Source organism: Gillisella vitis (genome assembly GCF_001541345.2).
Taxonomy (GTDB): domain Bacteria; phylum Pseudomonadota; class Alphaproteobacteria; order Rhizobiales; family Rhizobiaceae; genus Allorhizobium; species Allorhizobium vitis.
In genome coordinates this window covers 599,911-613,154 of the sequence record NZ_LMVL02000002.1, presented here as the reverse complement: position 1 = coordinate 613,154, position 13,244 = coordinate 599,911, and the positions used below count along the sequence as shown (strand labels likewise).

Here is a 13,244-nt window from a genome sequence, read left to right as displayed (position 1 = left end):
TCCTTACGCGTCGCCTCACTAAATTCCCGGACTTGAGAGAATTAAATCGGCTGCATCATCTAAGGTGGCAGCGGTCATGTAGCCGTGTTCACGTGCCCATTCAAGATGAAGTCGACCTGCACCAGATAAAACAAGAATACTTTCCATGCCGCAATTCCTACCAAGCATAACATCGGCATCCTTATCACCAATTACGAAAGACCGGCTGTAATCGATGGAAACAATTGCCTCAGCCTGCTCAACAAGCCCTGAGCGAGGTTTACGACAGTTGCAATCCTCTTCAGGTCTGTGAGGGCAAATATACCAAGCAGACACATAAATTCCGTGAGGCGAAAGCAAACTTTCAACCCTATTATTACACTGATCTACATCGGCCAAACCAAAGAAACCACGCCCCACACCAGATTGATTTGTAACTCCAATTAATAGATAACCAGCTTTCGAAAACTTCGTAAGCCCCTCCACACACCCTATTTCAAGTTCAACATCTTCAGGCCTACTCAAGTAATTTTTGTCGACGATAATTGTACCATCTCTGTCTAAAAAGATCACCTTTTGGGGCGTCTCAAATTTACTGGACGTCACCCGGTGTAAATTCATAGGTTAGCCCCTTATCAACAAATTGCTTAACAGCCGTTATCCCGAAATAAATATGATATAAAGTGCTGGCCGGAATGTTTGGCCTAACACTTACATCATCCTCATTCAATTGATCATACCAACCACCCTTCAAATCATCTGGACAGTAGTTATTCTTTAATCTTTGGAGGATGTTAGCTACTAGCTGATTTTGAACTGAAGGTTTTATTATACTAATTGACGTAAGCGCCTTCAGAGCCTCGGTATGCGGCCATGATCGACTAGTTTTCAGCAATGATCTACCTTGTTCGTCGATCTGGTCAATGATACGTCCCTCATCATTGCTAAAGCCACTTTTCAGAGCGCGCATCATCATTGACCGTATCGGCAAAGACTGATCTTCGCCACTCAAACTCCAAAATCGTGACAGCAACCAAGACCACTCAAACAAGTGGCCAGGCTCGACAATTCCTTTGTCAAGCGAAGGGTAGACAGTCCAGTCATCCGTAAAATATTCGCACAACGACCCGGTTTCTAAATTTAAAAACTTTGTCACGGCAAGGTCACGCAACTGCCGGCTAAGATCAAGAAACCGCCTTTCACCCGTCGTTTCATACAAGGCAATAAATGCCTCCAACAAATGCATGTGAGGGTTTTGACTGCGCTTATTATCAAGTCGAGGCATACTATCCCAATAGCCTCCGCGTACGGAATCGCTTAAATGTAACTCTAGAAACGACAGCGTTCGCTCTATCGCGTCCTTAAAGGACTGACGATTTTCTAGCCTCAAAACCCACGCAAGAGAAAACAAAACAAAGGCGTGAGCGTAAAGATCACGACGATCATCCAACTGCCCTGTCCTCGGGTCAATTGAAAATACGAAGCCGCCACGGCCCTCACAGTCTTCATAATTTTGCAGCATCGATTCAACTGCGCAAAGTGCCAGCTCTTTGCCCGCATGACAGTCGCCGTTTAAATATGCCGCGGAAAAAACCACGATTTGACGCGCTTGGACCATCACTCGTCGTTGACTTGCAAGCGGCGAAAGAGAAAAATCTAATTGCTCGTGGAAAGATTGCTTATCCCTGTCGAAGCCTATGCCAGACCACAATGGCAACGCACAGCATCTCAACCAATCATTAGCTATATCAGCTTCGCGATTGATATCTGACAAATTTTTAGCCTTCGATGATATATCATCACATGAATACATCAGGTTGCCCCAGGAAGTTTTCGACATATCGCTTCATTCCAACCTCAAGCGTAGTCAGGGGTTTTTCATAACCAGCAGCTCTTAGCTTTTCCAGAGAAGCCTCCGTAAAGTACTGATATTTTCCCTTCAATTTCGGAGGAAGATCAACATAGTCGATATGTATTGGTTTTCCTAAAGTGGAAAATATAATTTCGGCTTTCTCACGGAAACTACGCGCAGATCCAGATCCAACATTATAGATTCCTGACGATTTTGATTGTCCGCTCATTAGCCACAATGCAACATCCACGCAGTCACCAACCCAGACAAAATCCCGCAACTGGCCGCCATCAGCATAATCAGGATGATCAGAACGAAACAACTTGGCAGAGCCCTCGCGTACGATTTGCTCATAAAGCTGAACGGCTACACTTCTTTGCGGCCCTTTATGATATTCGTTTGGCCCATAGACGTTAAAGAATTTCAGCCCCGCCCACACAGGAGGAACTTTTTCTTTTCTCGCGATCGCGCCCTGAACCATGCGATCAAAAAGATGCTTACTCCAACCATAGGCATTTAGCGGACGTAAAGAAGATAAGTAGGCATCTTCTTCATTATCTACGAATCCCAGCGACCCGTCTCCGTAAGTTGCCGCCGACGACGCATAGACAAAAGGTATTTGATGTTCTGAACAAATATTCCAAAGCTCTTGAGAAAAATTTATATTGTTCTCGACTATTAAATCAATATCAGTTTCTGTCGTCGCTGATATCGCCCCCATATGGAAAATACCAGATATCAATTGTGCGTTGCGCTCGATGAAAGCGGAACCTTCTTTGGGATTAACGATCGATTTGATACGGCGTTTAGCGATATTACGCCACTTGAAGTCATCCGAACCAAAATGATCGATTATCACAATATCATCGCCACGCTGATCGAGCGCTGCAGCAATATTTGAGCCAATAAATCCAGCCCCCCCGGTTACGACATACATTCCATTCTCTCCATTTCGATATGTAAGTTTTCAACGAGTTCCGCTTCAAACGGCAAACACACCACAACGTTGAAAAAATCCGACCTTTACCAAAGATCAAATTTCCCAAATCTCTTCAGCGACATCGGATATCCCGTACCCATCATCTCCACTAGGTTCAGAATGAGGAGATTGTTCGGCAAAATAAAACCACTCCCAAAGAGCATCACACCGCTGCGCCACCTTCTGACACTTACAACGCATCACAGCTTATAGCAGATTCAATTGGATACGACGGCCCAGCTTCATAAGCTTAGCCACCCGCATGAGCGCGCTCAATTATCGATGTTGTACTATGCCCCTGCTCAAGTGGCACCAGAACGACCTTACCGCCGCGCCCGATAATCAGATCAGCACCAACTACCGTGTTCACCGAATAGTCTGCTCCCTTAATCAACACATCAGGATCAAGAAGATCAATGATTGATAGAGGGGTATCTTCATCAAAAAGGACGACCAAATCAACGCTGTCGATCGAAGACATGACAACCGCACGAGCGTTCTCAGATTGAACCGGCCTCGAGTCGCCTTTCAATCTACGGACAGAATTGTCTGTATTAAGACCAACGACGAGACGATCACAGGTAGCTCGAGCTTGTTTGAGGAGCGCAACATGTCCTGGATGAATCAAATCGTAGCAACCATTTGTAAAACCAACTTTTAGCCCAGCCTTCTTCCACTCATTTACAATCAACGCCGCCTCATTAATCGGAAATATGTTGTGGCTCAATTTATCACTTTGAACGCGAACCGCCCGGCGTAGTTCATGAGGCAAAACCACAGAAGTACCGGGCTTGGATACCGACACTCCCGCCGCCAAATTAGCAATCCTCGCAGAAGCCACAACGCTTTCACCCGCACTCAAGGCGAGAGCCAACGCGGCTACAACAGTATCTCCGGCTCCAGAAACATCAAAAACCTCAGAGGCTGTAGTTGGAATATGAGTGGTTATATACTCACCAACATCAGAAGCAAAAACGGTCATTCCTTGAGCGCTTCTCGTCAGAAGAACTGCAGAAACATCAGCTTTCTCCATAATCAAGCGCGCAGCTCGTTCTGCTGATTCATCAGTGGAACACTGAACACCTGAAATAGCCGCAGCTTCAAGCGCATTTGGTGTAATAACGCTAGCCCCTGAGTAGCGGGAAACGTCGCTGACCTTAGGATCGACAACGACTAGCTTTCCAGTCTTTTTTACCATAGAGATCAGGCGCTTAACCGTACCTTCTGAAAGCGTACCTTTTGCATAATCGGAAAGAACAACGATTTCCGCGTCTTCAAGCTGCTTAGCGACCGACGCGCATATCATATCTTCAATTTCTAAATCGTGCTGAAGGCGAACCTCAACATCGAGACGCATAATCTGCTGCCCGTTGGCGACAAATCGTGTTTTTACAGTCGTTGGAATTTTCGACGACTTTACAATATGAGTTTCGACGCCGTCGCGCATTGCCAGTTCGCCGCAAATAGCTCGTCCAGCTTCATCATCTCCGACGACACCAATTAAAACCGATTGCCCTCCAAGAGAAACAACGTTTCTTGCTACGTTAGCAGCCCCACCCAACATTTCCATTTGCGACTTGAAATGCAAAACAGGAACAGGAGCTTCTGGGGAGACCCTCTCAACATTTCCATAAACAAATCTATCAAGCATCACATCCCCGACGACCAACACTTTTCGCCCTTGCCAGTTGTCGAGAGTACTCACATTCAACATGCTGTAATTTCCATATCTAGTTTCACGTCGACTGCTGATGGTCATTTTTTCCCTTATTATAAGGGGAACGTTGCCGGACAGCAATCCCCTGATCAAGGGGATCATTCGAAGAAAAATAATAAATACAACATCTTGAAAGATATTGTTTAATAATGCGGCACAATACGCAACTCACGCCTTTTTGATGCGGGTTGGAGATGGCGATGCTGAACTGAACCCCATATCCTTCTCAAAATTTTGGTAGAGTAAGACCTATTATGCACTCAGTCCGAAGGCTGGACCGCCGAAAACTGGAGTTTTCCTGCCGTGATCACGATGGCTTGCTGGTTGCGCCACCGGGATTTTGCAAGGGCGATCGAGACATTATATCCAATCACCGCATGAGGACGTTCCTCGTCGTCGTATCGATGCCAAGTCTCCAACTTTTCGCGGGAATCGACAAAGGGCAGAACGCATTGGGCGTTCAAGCACTCCGACCATAGCTTGCTGTCGGAGGCCTCGATGAAGCCGTTGCCGGTCGGCTTGTCAGGCTGCTAGAAATCCAGCATGACATTATTGGCATAGGCCCACAGATCTGGATCATCGGAGATGCCATTCCCCTGCCATTGTCCACCCTGATCGTCTTCGGATAGACTCGAAGCACGCAGCGACTTTTCTGCTACGTTCGCCATACAAAACGCTCCCGAAGATCATTCGATAATAGTGCGATCATGATAAGCAATGTGCCAATCACACATCACTAAAAATACATTGCTCGCCTTTAAAACTGGTGTTGTTCAACGCCATGCGAATGAGCTGTCATCGCAGTCAATCTGCAATTCACATAGCGTCGAAAAAATGTCGTTGAATTCGAACCCACTCGTCCGGGTATGGCTCGTGATCCTGTCGGTGCTCCGTATTATACTTGCCCCAGCCCTGAAGCTTCCAGTATTTCGTCATGACATCGAAATGGCTTTGCCCAGTTACTTCACCCGCCTTCACAGCCCCCTCATTAAGGAGCGCTCTAAAACCGTCTCCCATGGGACCAGCCAGACAAAGGCCGGGGAGCAATTGACCATCTGGCTCGGGATCGAGCCAGATTTCATGAACCAGTTCGTTTTTCATGCAAGTGTTTTACGACAAGTACGATCCTCTCGAAAGAGGTGTGTTTAACGAAAAAGTTAGAAGAACTCCAAGGAAGCCGCTCCTCAATCAAGCTCGGTTCGTGGCCATTGACGATGGTAGTGAGCGTGGCGGTCAGATAAGCCATTGGTCTTGCGTGAGCCAGGATCGAGAACCGGAGCAAGGTCAGGTCTCATCCATGAACAGCCTGGTCGAGCGCTTCAGGTCGGCGATAAGCGCATCGAAGACCGGACGCAATTCGAATGCTGCCCTGCCGACCAAATCGGCAAGATGAGAGCGGTCGAGAACGGCGCCCTGGCGGCTTACGATGCGGGCCTGCCGATACATAAGATACCGGCCTCCATTCAGCAAATATCACTGAATCACAACGGAGGTCACGGGGGGAATCCGATTCGATTCACAAAATGACGAAAAAGATCTAAAGTCTGTTATGTTCAAATTGAACTAGACAGACTCCAGATTATCTTGTTTTCATTTATTTTTTAGGGAAAATCGATTTTCACTTTTCCCTGGCAACCTCTAGAAGCCCTGGCAGGAGAACAGAAGCTTATCACCAGCCTGCGGCAGGTTTTGTCCGGAGAATGTCGCGGTGTTGACCGTGTAAGCAGATTGGATAGGCTGATAGGTAGGATCAGTTGGATGGTTGGTGTTCGTTACGTGACAAGCCCAACCTGTTGAAGACCCAACGGAGAAGTTAAGGACAATCGTTTGTCCAGTGGTGCACGTCGAAGCGGTGGTGAACCCTCCCGCGGTTGCCCCGCCGATGAATGAGCCGGCCACGCATGTTCCGCTTGATGTCGGTTTGACCCCGGAGGAAATCGTGGCAGGCGCGATAGCGCTGCCCGCAACGGAAAGCTCACCAGACGAGTTCAGAGTCATCTGCTTGATCGGCGTCCCAGCGGAAGTTGAAGTAGACCAGGTATGGCCTTTCGGACCCGTCGCATCCGACGAAACTTCGTAAGCGTCTGTGTAAGTAGTACCTGCATCATTGCCAGTCTGCAGATGGAACGTGCCACGCGCTTGGGTGAGGCGGAACCGTTTCGTATCGGTGCCGCCCGATGTGTCATAGAACATAACTTGTGGCGACGATCTATTGACCACCAATTGCTGAGCGTTTATTCCGCCGCCGCCATCCACACAAAAGTTCAAGCTGGCGAAAGAACAACTGGCGAAGGTGACTTGGCGGAAGTCTACGCCATATCCTGCATTGACGGCGCCGCTATTTTTCTCGGCCCCGATAAGCGTGCCTGTCGCCGTAATTGGCCACTCATTTACGGTGTCAGGCGTTCCAAACAGAATGCCGACACGGTGGTTCGGATTTGTCGCGGATGATTGATCATAGAGCCACAACATCGTGTCGACTGCGGAGCCCGCCACGGCATCATCTGGCTTGGACGAAAACTGCGAAAGCGATTTATACTTGACGGTGGCGCCAGCATTTACCGCCACACCGAATTCGGCCGCCGTACAATTCATGACGTTGACAGCGCCTCCCAGGAGAACACACTCTGGACCAATACCGAAGTATGCGCCGCGAGCGCTAGTCGTGAGGTTCGCTCCACCATCACCTGTCGCAGTGCGGACGATTGCCGTGCGCGCAACATAGTTGGCATTGGTATTTCCCGAGGCGGTAGGAGCGTTTTGATATAGGAGGTCGTACCCAGCAGAGTGCCCGCCATAAGAGTTGGCGCCTCCAAATGTCATTTGATCCGCCCATCCGACGCAGAAGGATGTCCCGCAATTGGCATTGAAACTGCCGATATAGTTGTTGTTGGCGAGCATTTGCGTGCCGGGACCACCAGTGACCACCGTTTGCTCTGTGTTAACAGGACCCTTCAGGGTGCTGGATCCTGTTATGCTCAGATCTTTGAATGTCGTTGCTGTCTGCGCCGCAGCCATATTGGTAGCGAGCGGGAGTCCAAGGAATATTGCAAGAAAGCGCTTCATCTGTTTTCCTTATTCCTCGATGGTGAAGCAGACCACTTCGTAGTTCAGCCAAACCTTATTCGGTTCCGAGGGTCTTGTTATGGGGAAATATTGCATTGCAGCCTCTATGGCGGCAACGAGAAGGTTGCCCATCTGCCCGAAGGCACTGATATTCTGACCGGCGACCGAACCGAGAATAGGTCGGGTTTATTTTGAACCAAATACAGCACGCCTGAGATAATTTTTCACCCTCTCGTATGGTGGGGTGAGTGCCGTGAAGAGTTGTGCGAGGCGCCTCCATATGGTTTCAGCCGTCCGATCTTCTGCCTTTCTGACAAAAATCATAAGCTTTGCAAACATCATTTCGATCGGATTAGGATCGAGACGGTAGGTCGGATCAACATTCAGGATTCCCAAAACGGTTAATCGCTGATTCACAGGCTGCCGTTTTCAGCACGATTGCTGGTCATGGCAATCGAGCGGCACCAACAATAATAAAATCTCTAACCATTTTATTGGGATATAATGGTGCTGCTAGAGAGATTTGAACTCTCGGCCTCTCCCTTACCAAGGGAGTGCTCTACCCCTGAGCTATAGCAGCATCTGGCGAAGCGGACTGTGCCGCTGCGGAACGAGGGGGCTATTGCCACAGGATGGCGGGGTGCGCAAGCGGCAAAACGTGGTTGGACGAATAAAATAGCAAAACCTTGCCTATCTTCCGGTTTATCCACATTTGCGCTATGACGCCGCCATGACAGACGAGACCGATACATCCAAGGCCGAGCGCGTGGCAGAAGCCAAGCGGATTGCCGCGCTGAACACCCAGGCACAGGCAGAGCGCCGGCGTGAGCGGGCGGCTCAGAAATTGCGGGAAAACCTGATGCGCCGCAAAAGCCAGGCGCGGGCGCGCCGGGCTGGCGGTGCCGATGAAACAGATGGACTGCCCGCCGCACATTTGCCCCAACCGGATGACACTGAAACGTGAAACAGCGAAACCTGAAACGGCGAATTGAACGGCTGGCAGTTTTCCTCTAAACACCGCGTGCATTGCAGTGCCACTCATTGCTGTCATGGCGCGACACACTCTTCAAACCAAGAAAGGCGGGGGCAGGCCTTGCCCCCTGATCACTCTTTATGGATCGTATCAGGATTGTCGGCGGCAACGCCCTTAACGGCATCATTCCCATTTCCGGTGCAAAAAACGCCGCCCTGCCCTTGATGATCGCCTCGCTCCTGACCAGCGACACGCTGACGCTGGAAAATGTGCCGCATCTGGCCGATGTCGAGCTGCTGCTGCGAATTCTGGGGAATCACGGCGTCGATATTGCCGTCAATGGGCGGCGCGAGCGCCAGTCCGGCAGCTATTCCCGCACCATCCATTTCACCTGCCGCACCATTGTCGATACCAATGCGCCCTATGAGCTGGTCTCCAAGATGCGCGCCAGCTTCTGGGTGATCGGCCCGCTTCTCGCGCGTGAGGGCAAGGCCCGCGTCTCGCTGCCCGGCGGCTGCGCCATCGGCACCCGCCCGGTGGATCTGTTCATCGACGGTCTGCGCGCGCTGGGCGCTACCCTGGAGATCGACAGCGGCTATATCGAAGCCACAGCGCCAAAGGGCGGCTTGATTGGCGCGAGCTATACATTCCCCAAGGTTTCCGTTGGCGCCACCCACGTTATGCTAATGGCAGCATCGCTGGCACGCGGCACAACGGTGATCCACAATGCCGCACGCGAGCCTGAAGTGGTGGATCTTGCCAATTGCCTGAACGCCATGGGCGCGAAAATCACCGGCCAAGGCACGGCCACCATCACCATCGAGGGCGTCACCAGCCTGTCCGGCGCTCGGCACCGCGTGCTGCCGGACCGGATCGAGACCGGCACCTATGCCATGGCCGTCGCCATGACCGGCGGTGACGTCACGCTGGAAGGCACCGATATCACCCTGCTCGACACCGCTGTCGAGGCTCTGCGCCGGGCTGGGGCCGAGGTTTCCGCCATTGAGGACGGTATTCGCGTCATCGGCCATGGCGACGCCATTCGCCCGGTCGATATCGTCACCGAGCCGTTTCCGGGCTTCCCGACTGACTTGCAGGCCCAGTTCATGGGCCTGATGACCCGCGCCCAGGGCGTAGCCCATGTGACGGAAACGATTTTCGAAAACCGCTTCATGCATGTACAGGAACTGGCCCGGCTCGGCGCCAAGATCACCCTGAGTGGCCAGACAGCCCGCATCGAAGGCGTGCAACGACTACGCGGCGCGCCTGTTATGGCGACCGATCTGCGCGCCTCCGTCTCGCTGGTCATCGCCGGCCTTGCCGCTGAGGGCGAGACATTGGTCAACCGAGTCTATCATCTGGACCGCGGCTTCGAGCGGTTGGAAGAAAAGCTGACCCGTTGCGGCGCGATTGTGGAACGAATCAGCGACTGACCACGCCTATATTTCAAGCTCTTCAAGCAAGGCTGCCCGTTGCTTAATGACGGCGGGCAACCTATCTGCAAGAGCAATTGCAATAGCGGGGCCATGCTGATGACTGATCTCAAGCTTCTATCGCTGGACGAGGAAGATCTCTCCATTCTGTCTGCCCATATGCAGGATGCGGTGTTCAAGCCAGCCGATGTGGATTATGCGGCAAAGTCCGGGGTGTTTTCCGTCGCCGTCAACCGTTTCGTCTGGGAAAAAGCCGGAAAAGGCGGCGGAATTTTTCGCCGCGCCAAGAGCTTCGAGCGCCGCCGGGCCTTGCTCACCATCAAGCGGGTGCAGGCCGTGCGCTCCATCGGCATAAGCCAGACGGACAAGGACCAGGTGATCAACCTGCTGGCTGTGACCTTCACCCCCAAGAGCGACGACAAGGGCGATGGCCCGGAAGGCCGGGTGGAGCTGGTGTGCGCGGCAGGCGCCACCATTGCTTTGGATGTTGAATGCATTGAAGTACAGCTTGCAGATACCGGCGGCGCGTGGGAAACCACATCAAGGCCCCGGCATCCCGGAGCCTGAGGAATAGGCGGGCCGGAAGAAGGAATTAGGCACAGTGGCAGTTTGGCTTGAGCAGGCATCGGATGATTTCGAGGCGCGGTTTGCCGCATTTCTCACCACCAAGCGGGAAGTGTCCGAGGATGTAAACGCAATCGTCAAAACCATTATCGACGATGTGCGGGCGCGCGGCGATGCCGCCTTGGCAGAATATTCGCATCGGTTCGATGGGCTGGATTTCGCCGTTACACCGATGCGCGTCACCGAAGCTGAAATCGACGCCGCCTTTGCCGAGGTCTCGCCTGAGCTGATCGATGCGTTGCACCTTGCCGCTGAGCGCATTGAGCGCCACCACGCGCGCCAGATGCCAAAGGACGATATCTACGAAGACGCCATCGGTGTCGGCCTCGGCTCCCGCTGGACAGCCATCGATGCGGTTGGCCTCTATGTACCGGGCGGCACGGCAAGCTATCCCAGTTCCGTGCTGATGAATGCCGTTCCGGCCCGGGTTGCTGGCGTGCCGCGCGTCGTCATGGTCGTGCCTGCCTCCGGCGGCGCCATCAATCCCACGGTGCTGGCTGCGGCGAAAATTGCCGGCGTGACGGAAATCTACCGGATCGGTGGCGCTCAAGCCGTTGCAGCACTGGCCTATGGCACGCAAACCATCGAACCGGTCGCCAAGATCGTCGGCCCCGGCAATGCCTATGTGGCTGCGGCCAAGCGCCATGTGTTCGGCACTGTTGGCATCGATATGATCGCTGGTCCTTCGGAAGTGCTTGTCATCGCCGACAGTGATAATGACCCCGACTGGATCGCCGCCGATCTGCTGGCGCAGGCCGAACACGACCGGGGCGCTCAATCGATCCTGATCACCGACAGTCCGGATTTTGCCAAAGCGGTTGAAGCTGCTGTTGAGCGGCAATTGAAAACATTGAGCCGAGCCGAGACTGCTAGCGCCAGCTGGCAGGATTTTGGCGCGCTGGTCATTGTACCAAACCTTGGCGCTTCCGTGCCGCTTGCAAACCGGATTGCCGCCGAGCATCTGGAACTGGCAGTCGCCGATCCCGAGACGTTGATGGCGGGCATTCGCAATGCTGGCGCGATCTTCATCGGTCGCCATACGCCGGAAGTGATCGGCGATTATGTCGGCGGCTCCAACCACGTCCTGCCCACGGCCCGTTCGGCACGGTTTTCCTCCGGCCTGTCGGTGCTGGATTTCGTCAAGCGCACCTCGATCCTACGGCTCGGCCCGCAACAGCTTAGGCAATTGGCCCCAGCAGCAATTGCTTTGGCCAAGAGCGAGGGGCTGGATGCCCATGCACGATCCGTCGCCATCCGGCTCAATCTTGAGGAATAGCTGATGGCGAAGGGCGACTTCAAGCTTTTCGATGTCGTTCTCGATGAGACGATCGGGCGCTCGACGCCCGATGTCGAGCATGAGCGGGCGGTGGCGATTTTCGATCTGATCGAGGAAAATTCCTTCGAGCCGGTCGGTCATCCCGGCGGGCCTTATCGTCTCAGCCTGTCCCTGGTGAATGCCCGGCTGGTCTTCACCATCACCACCCAGGAGGGCGAGGCTGTCGCCACCCACATCCTGTCACTGACACCACTCAGGCGGATCATCAAAGACTATTTCATGATCTGCGAAAGCTATTATGAGGCGATCCGCTCCTCCACGCCCAGCCAGATCGAGGCCATCGATATGGGGCGGCGCGGTATTCACAACGATGGCTCGCAAACTCTGAAAGACCGGTTGAAAGACAAGATCAATCTCGATTTTGACAGTGCTCGGCGGCTCTTCACGCTGGTCTGCGTGCTGTATTGGCGCGGCTGAGGCGTCCGGCATGAGTGATCCGACCGAAGATACCCCCGGCCTCAGCGCCGATCATCGCCAAGAGAGAGCCATACCCCACTCCGTATTGTTCCTCTGCGGTATGAATGCCGTGCGCTCGCCCATGGCCGAGGCCCTGGCCAAGAGGTTACTGCCGTCAGGTGTCTATGTTGCCTCGGCGGGCGTGCGGCATGGCGAGCGCGATCCTTTCGTTGATGTGGTACTGGATGAAATCGGGCTTTCGCTTGGCAAGCGTCAGCCGCAGACCCTGGACGAGCTGGAGGATGACTTTTTCGACCTGGTCGTCACTCTGGCTCCCGAAGCGCATCATGCCGCCCTGGAACTGACACGCTCCTCTTCCGTTGAGGTGGTGTATTGGCCTATGCATGACCCAACCATCGAGGCCGATACCCGCGACCAGCAATTGGCCGCCTATCGCGAGGTGCGAGACCGGCTAGCGGTGCTGATCGAGCAGCGCTTCAGACGGCCGGGAACAAGCCCGCTTGGCGGCGTTTGAAACAAATTCGAAAAGCCCGATCTACAAGGTTCACAAAAGCCCAGTGATTGTGTAGGTTCCGGCCACATTTTGACCGGGGCGGTAGCCGCCTCGACGAAACACACAGAAAGACAAGGCATCAATGGCTAAAGAAGAAGTCCTCGAATTCCCCGGTGTCGTTACGGAACTGCTGCCGAACGCCACATTCCGGGTGAAGCTCGAAAACGAACATGAAATTATCGCCCATACGGCTGGCCGTATGCGCAAGAACCGCATCCGCGTGCTGGCTGGCGACAAGGTCCTGGTGGAAATGACACCCTACGACCTGACCAAGGGCCGTATCACCTATCGCTTCAAGTAACGGCGAGGAGCCGC

General features: G+C 53.0%; 14 protein-coding genes, 1 tRNA gene and 2 pseudogenes. 7 read left to right on the top strand and 10 right to left on the bottom strand.

Features of this window, described 5'->3' with window-relative positions; all coding sequences use genetic code 11:
• Window positions 1–18: 18 nt before the first annotated feature.
• The 10 genes and pseudogenes from ASB66_RS07755 to ASB66_RS07710 form a co-directional block, all read right to left on the bottom strand.
• The gene (locus tag ASB66_RS07755; RefSeq protein ID WP_081088893.1) at window positions 19–600 is read right to left on the bottom strand and encodes a D-glycero-alpha-D-manno-heptose-1,7-bisphosphate 7-phosphatase; all 582 of its coding nucleotides are present in this window, start codon (window positions 598–600) and stop codon (window positions 19–21) included.
• Window positions 572–1,819: an AGE family epimerase/isomerase gene (locus ASB66_RS07750; RefSeq protein ID WP_081088892.1), complete on the bottom strand. Its 1,248-nt coding sequence runs from the start codon at window positions 1,817–1,819 to the stop codon at window positions 572–574. Before ASB66_RS07750 ends, ASB66_RS07755 begins: the two co-directional genes overlap by 29 nt.
• Window positions 1,779–2,768, bottom strand: a complete 990-nt coding sequence (gene rfaD, locus ASB66_RS07745) for an ADP-glyceromanno-heptose 6-epimerase (protein WP_060716388.1) — start codon at window positions 2,766–2,768, stop codon at window positions 1,779–1,781. The genes ASB66_RS07750 and rfaD overlap by 41 nt, the downstream gene beginning before the upstream one ends.
• A 292-nt stretch (window positions 2,769–3,060) precedes the next feature.
• Window positions 3,061–4,569, bottom strand: coding sequence for a D-glycero-beta-D-manno-heptose-7-phosphate kinase (gene rfaE1 / locus ASB66_RS07740; RefSeq protein ID WP_197433259.1), 1,509 nt, complete (start codon window positions 4,567–4,569; stop codon window positions 3,061–3,063).
• A 218-nt stretch (window positions 4,570–4,787) separates the two neighbouring features.
• A pseudogene (locus tag ASB66_RS27120) lies at window positions 4,788–5,045 on the bottom strand (integrase core domain-containing protein); the annotation flags it as partial.
• Window positions 5,046–5,057: 12 nt separating this feature from the next.
• Window positions 5,058–5,195 (bottom strand): hypothetical protein, encoded by a 138-nt coding sequence (locus ASB66_RS26180; RefSeq protein WP_156545147.1) that lies wholly within the window; start codon window positions 5,193–5,195, stop codon window positions 5,058–5,060.
• A 148-nt stretch (window positions 5,196–5,343) separates the two neighbouring features.
• On the bottom strand, window positions 5,344–5,628 hold the full coding sequence (locus ASB66_RS07730; RefSeq protein ID WP_060716386.1) for a hypothetical protein: 285 nt from the start codon (window positions 5,626–5,628) through the stop codon (window positions 5,344–5,346).
• A gap of 146 nt (window positions 5,629–5,774) precedes the next feature.
• Window positions 5,775–5,973 (bottom strand): annotated as a pseudogene (locus tag ASB66_RS07725) (IS66 family transposase); the annotation flags it as partial.
• 192 nt (window positions 5,974–6,165) lie between these two features.
• Window positions 6,166–7,593, bottom strand: coding sequence for a hypothetical protein (locus tag ASB66_RS07720; RefSeq protein ID WP_114386356.1), 1,428 nt, complete (start codon window positions 7,591–7,593; stop codon window positions 6,166–6,168).
• Window positions 7,594–8,098: 505 nt separating this feature from the next.
• Window positions 8,099–8,173: transfer RNA gene (locus ASB66_RS07710), tRNA-Thr, on the bottom strand.
• Window positions 8,174–8,323: 150 nt separating this feature from the next.
• Between ASB66_RS07710 and ASB66_RS07705 the strand changes: the two genes are divergently transcribed.
• The 7 genes from ASB66_RS07705 (at window position 8,324) to infA (ending at window position 13,230) form a co-directional block, all read left to right on the top strand.
• Window positions 8,324–8,557 (top strand): hypothetical protein, encoded by a 234-nt coding sequence (locus ASB66_RS07705; RefSeq protein ID WP_060716451.1) that lies wholly within the window; start codon window positions 8,324–8,326, stop codon window positions 8,555–8,557.
• Window positions 8,558–8,706: 149 nt separating this feature from the next.
• Window positions 8,707–9,999: a UDP-N-acetylglucosamine 1-carboxyvinyltransferase gene (gene murA / locus ASB66_RS07700; protein WP_015914887.1), complete on the top strand. Its 1,293-nt coding sequence runs from the start codon at window positions 8,707–8,709 to the stop codon at window positions 9,997–9,999.
• A 99-nt stretch (window positions 10,000–10,098) separates the two neighbouring features.
• A complete protein-coding gene (locus tag ASB66_RS07695; RefSeq protein ID WP_060716450.1) occupies window positions 10,099–10,566 on the top strand; it encodes a DUF2948 family protein in 468 nt (155 codons plus the stop codon).
• Window positions 10,567–10,600: 34 nt separating this feature from the next.
• Complete coding sequence (gene hisD / locus ASB66_RS07690) at window positions 10,601–11,899, top strand: histidinol dehydrogenase (protein WP_060716383.1); 1,299 nt, start codon at window positions 10,601–10,603, stop codon at window positions 11,897–11,899.
• A gap of 3 nt (window positions 11,900–11,902) precedes the next feature.
• Window positions 11,903–12,376, top strand: coding sequence for a UPF0262 family protein (locus tag ASB66_RS07685; RefSeq protein WP_060716382.1), 474 nt, complete (start codon window positions 11,903–11,905; stop codon window positions 12,374–12,376).
• Between the two features lie 10 nt (window positions 12,377–12,386).
• Window positions 12,387–12,890 carry an arsenate-mycothiol transferase ArsC gene (locus ASB66_RS07680; RefSeq protein ID WP_060716381.1) on the top strand — a complete coding sequence of 168 codons (504 nt, stop codon included), beginning with the start codon at window positions 12,387–12,389 and terminating at the stop codon, window positions 12,888–12,890.
• Window positions 12,891–13,011: 121 nt separating this feature from the next.
• Complete coding sequence (infA, locus tag ASB66_RS07675; RefSeq protein ID WP_004435948.1) at window positions 13,012–13,230, top strand: translation initiation factor IF-1; 219 nt, start codon at window positions 13,012–13,014, stop codon at window positions 13,228–13,230.
• The last annotated feature ends 14 nt before the right edge of the window (window positions 13,231–13,244 follow it).

Excerpts from the sequence above, each read along its gene's own strand:
- ASB66_RS07755 (WP_081088893.1), bottom strand. The coding sequence starts at position 600 with ATGAATTTACACCGGGTGACGTCCAGTAAATTTGAGACGCCCCAAAAG.
- ASB66_RS07750 (WP_081088892.1), bottom strand. The coding sequence starts at position 1,819 with ATGTCGAAAACTTCCTGGGGCAACCTGATGTATTCATGTGATGATATA.
- rfaD (WP_060716388.1), bottom strand. The coding sequence starts at position 2,768 with ATGTATGTCGTAACCGGGGGGGCTGGATTTATTGGCTCAAATATTGCT.
- rfaE1 (WP_197433259.1), bottom strand. The coding sequence starts at position 4,569 with ATGACCATCAGCAGTCGACGTGAAACTAGATATGGAAATTACAGCATG.
- ASB66_RS26180 (WP_156545147.1), bottom strand. The coding sequence starts at position 5,195 with ATGGCGAACGTAGCAGAAAAGTCGCTGCGTGCTTCGAGTCTATCCGAA.
- ASB66_RS07730 (WP_060716386.1), bottom strand. The coding sequence starts at position 5,628 with ATGAAAAACGAACTGGTTCATGAAATCTGGCTCGATCCCGAGCCAGAT.
- ASB66_RS07720 (WP_114386356.1), bottom strand. The coding sequence starts at position 7,593 with ATGAAGCGCTTTCTTGCAATATTCCTTGGACTCCCGCTCGCTACCAAT.
- ASB66_RS07705 (WP_060716451.1), top strand. The coding sequence starts at position 8,324 with ATGACAGACGAGACCGATACATCCAAGGCCGAGCGCGTGGCAGAAGCC.
- murA (WP_015914887.1), top strand. The coding sequence starts at position 8,707 with ATGGATCGTATCAGGATTGTCGGCGGCAACGCCCTTAACGGCATCATT.
- ASB66_RS07695 (WP_060716450.1), top strand. The coding sequence starts at position 10,099 with ATGACTGATCTCAAGCTTCTATCGCTGGACGAGGAAGATCTCTCCATT.
- ASB66_RS07685 (WP_060716382.1), top strand. The coding sequence starts at position 11,903 with ATGGCGAAGGGCGACTTCAAGCTTTTCGATGTCGTTCTCGATGAGACG.
- ASB66_RS07680 (WP_060716381.1), top strand. The coding sequence starts at position 12,387 with ATGAGTGATCCGACCGAAGATACCCCCGGCCTCAGCGCCGATCATCGC.
- infA (WP_004435948.1), top strand. The coding sequence starts at position 13,012 with ATGGCTAAAGAAGAAGTCCTCGAATTCCCCGGTGTCGTTACGGAACTG.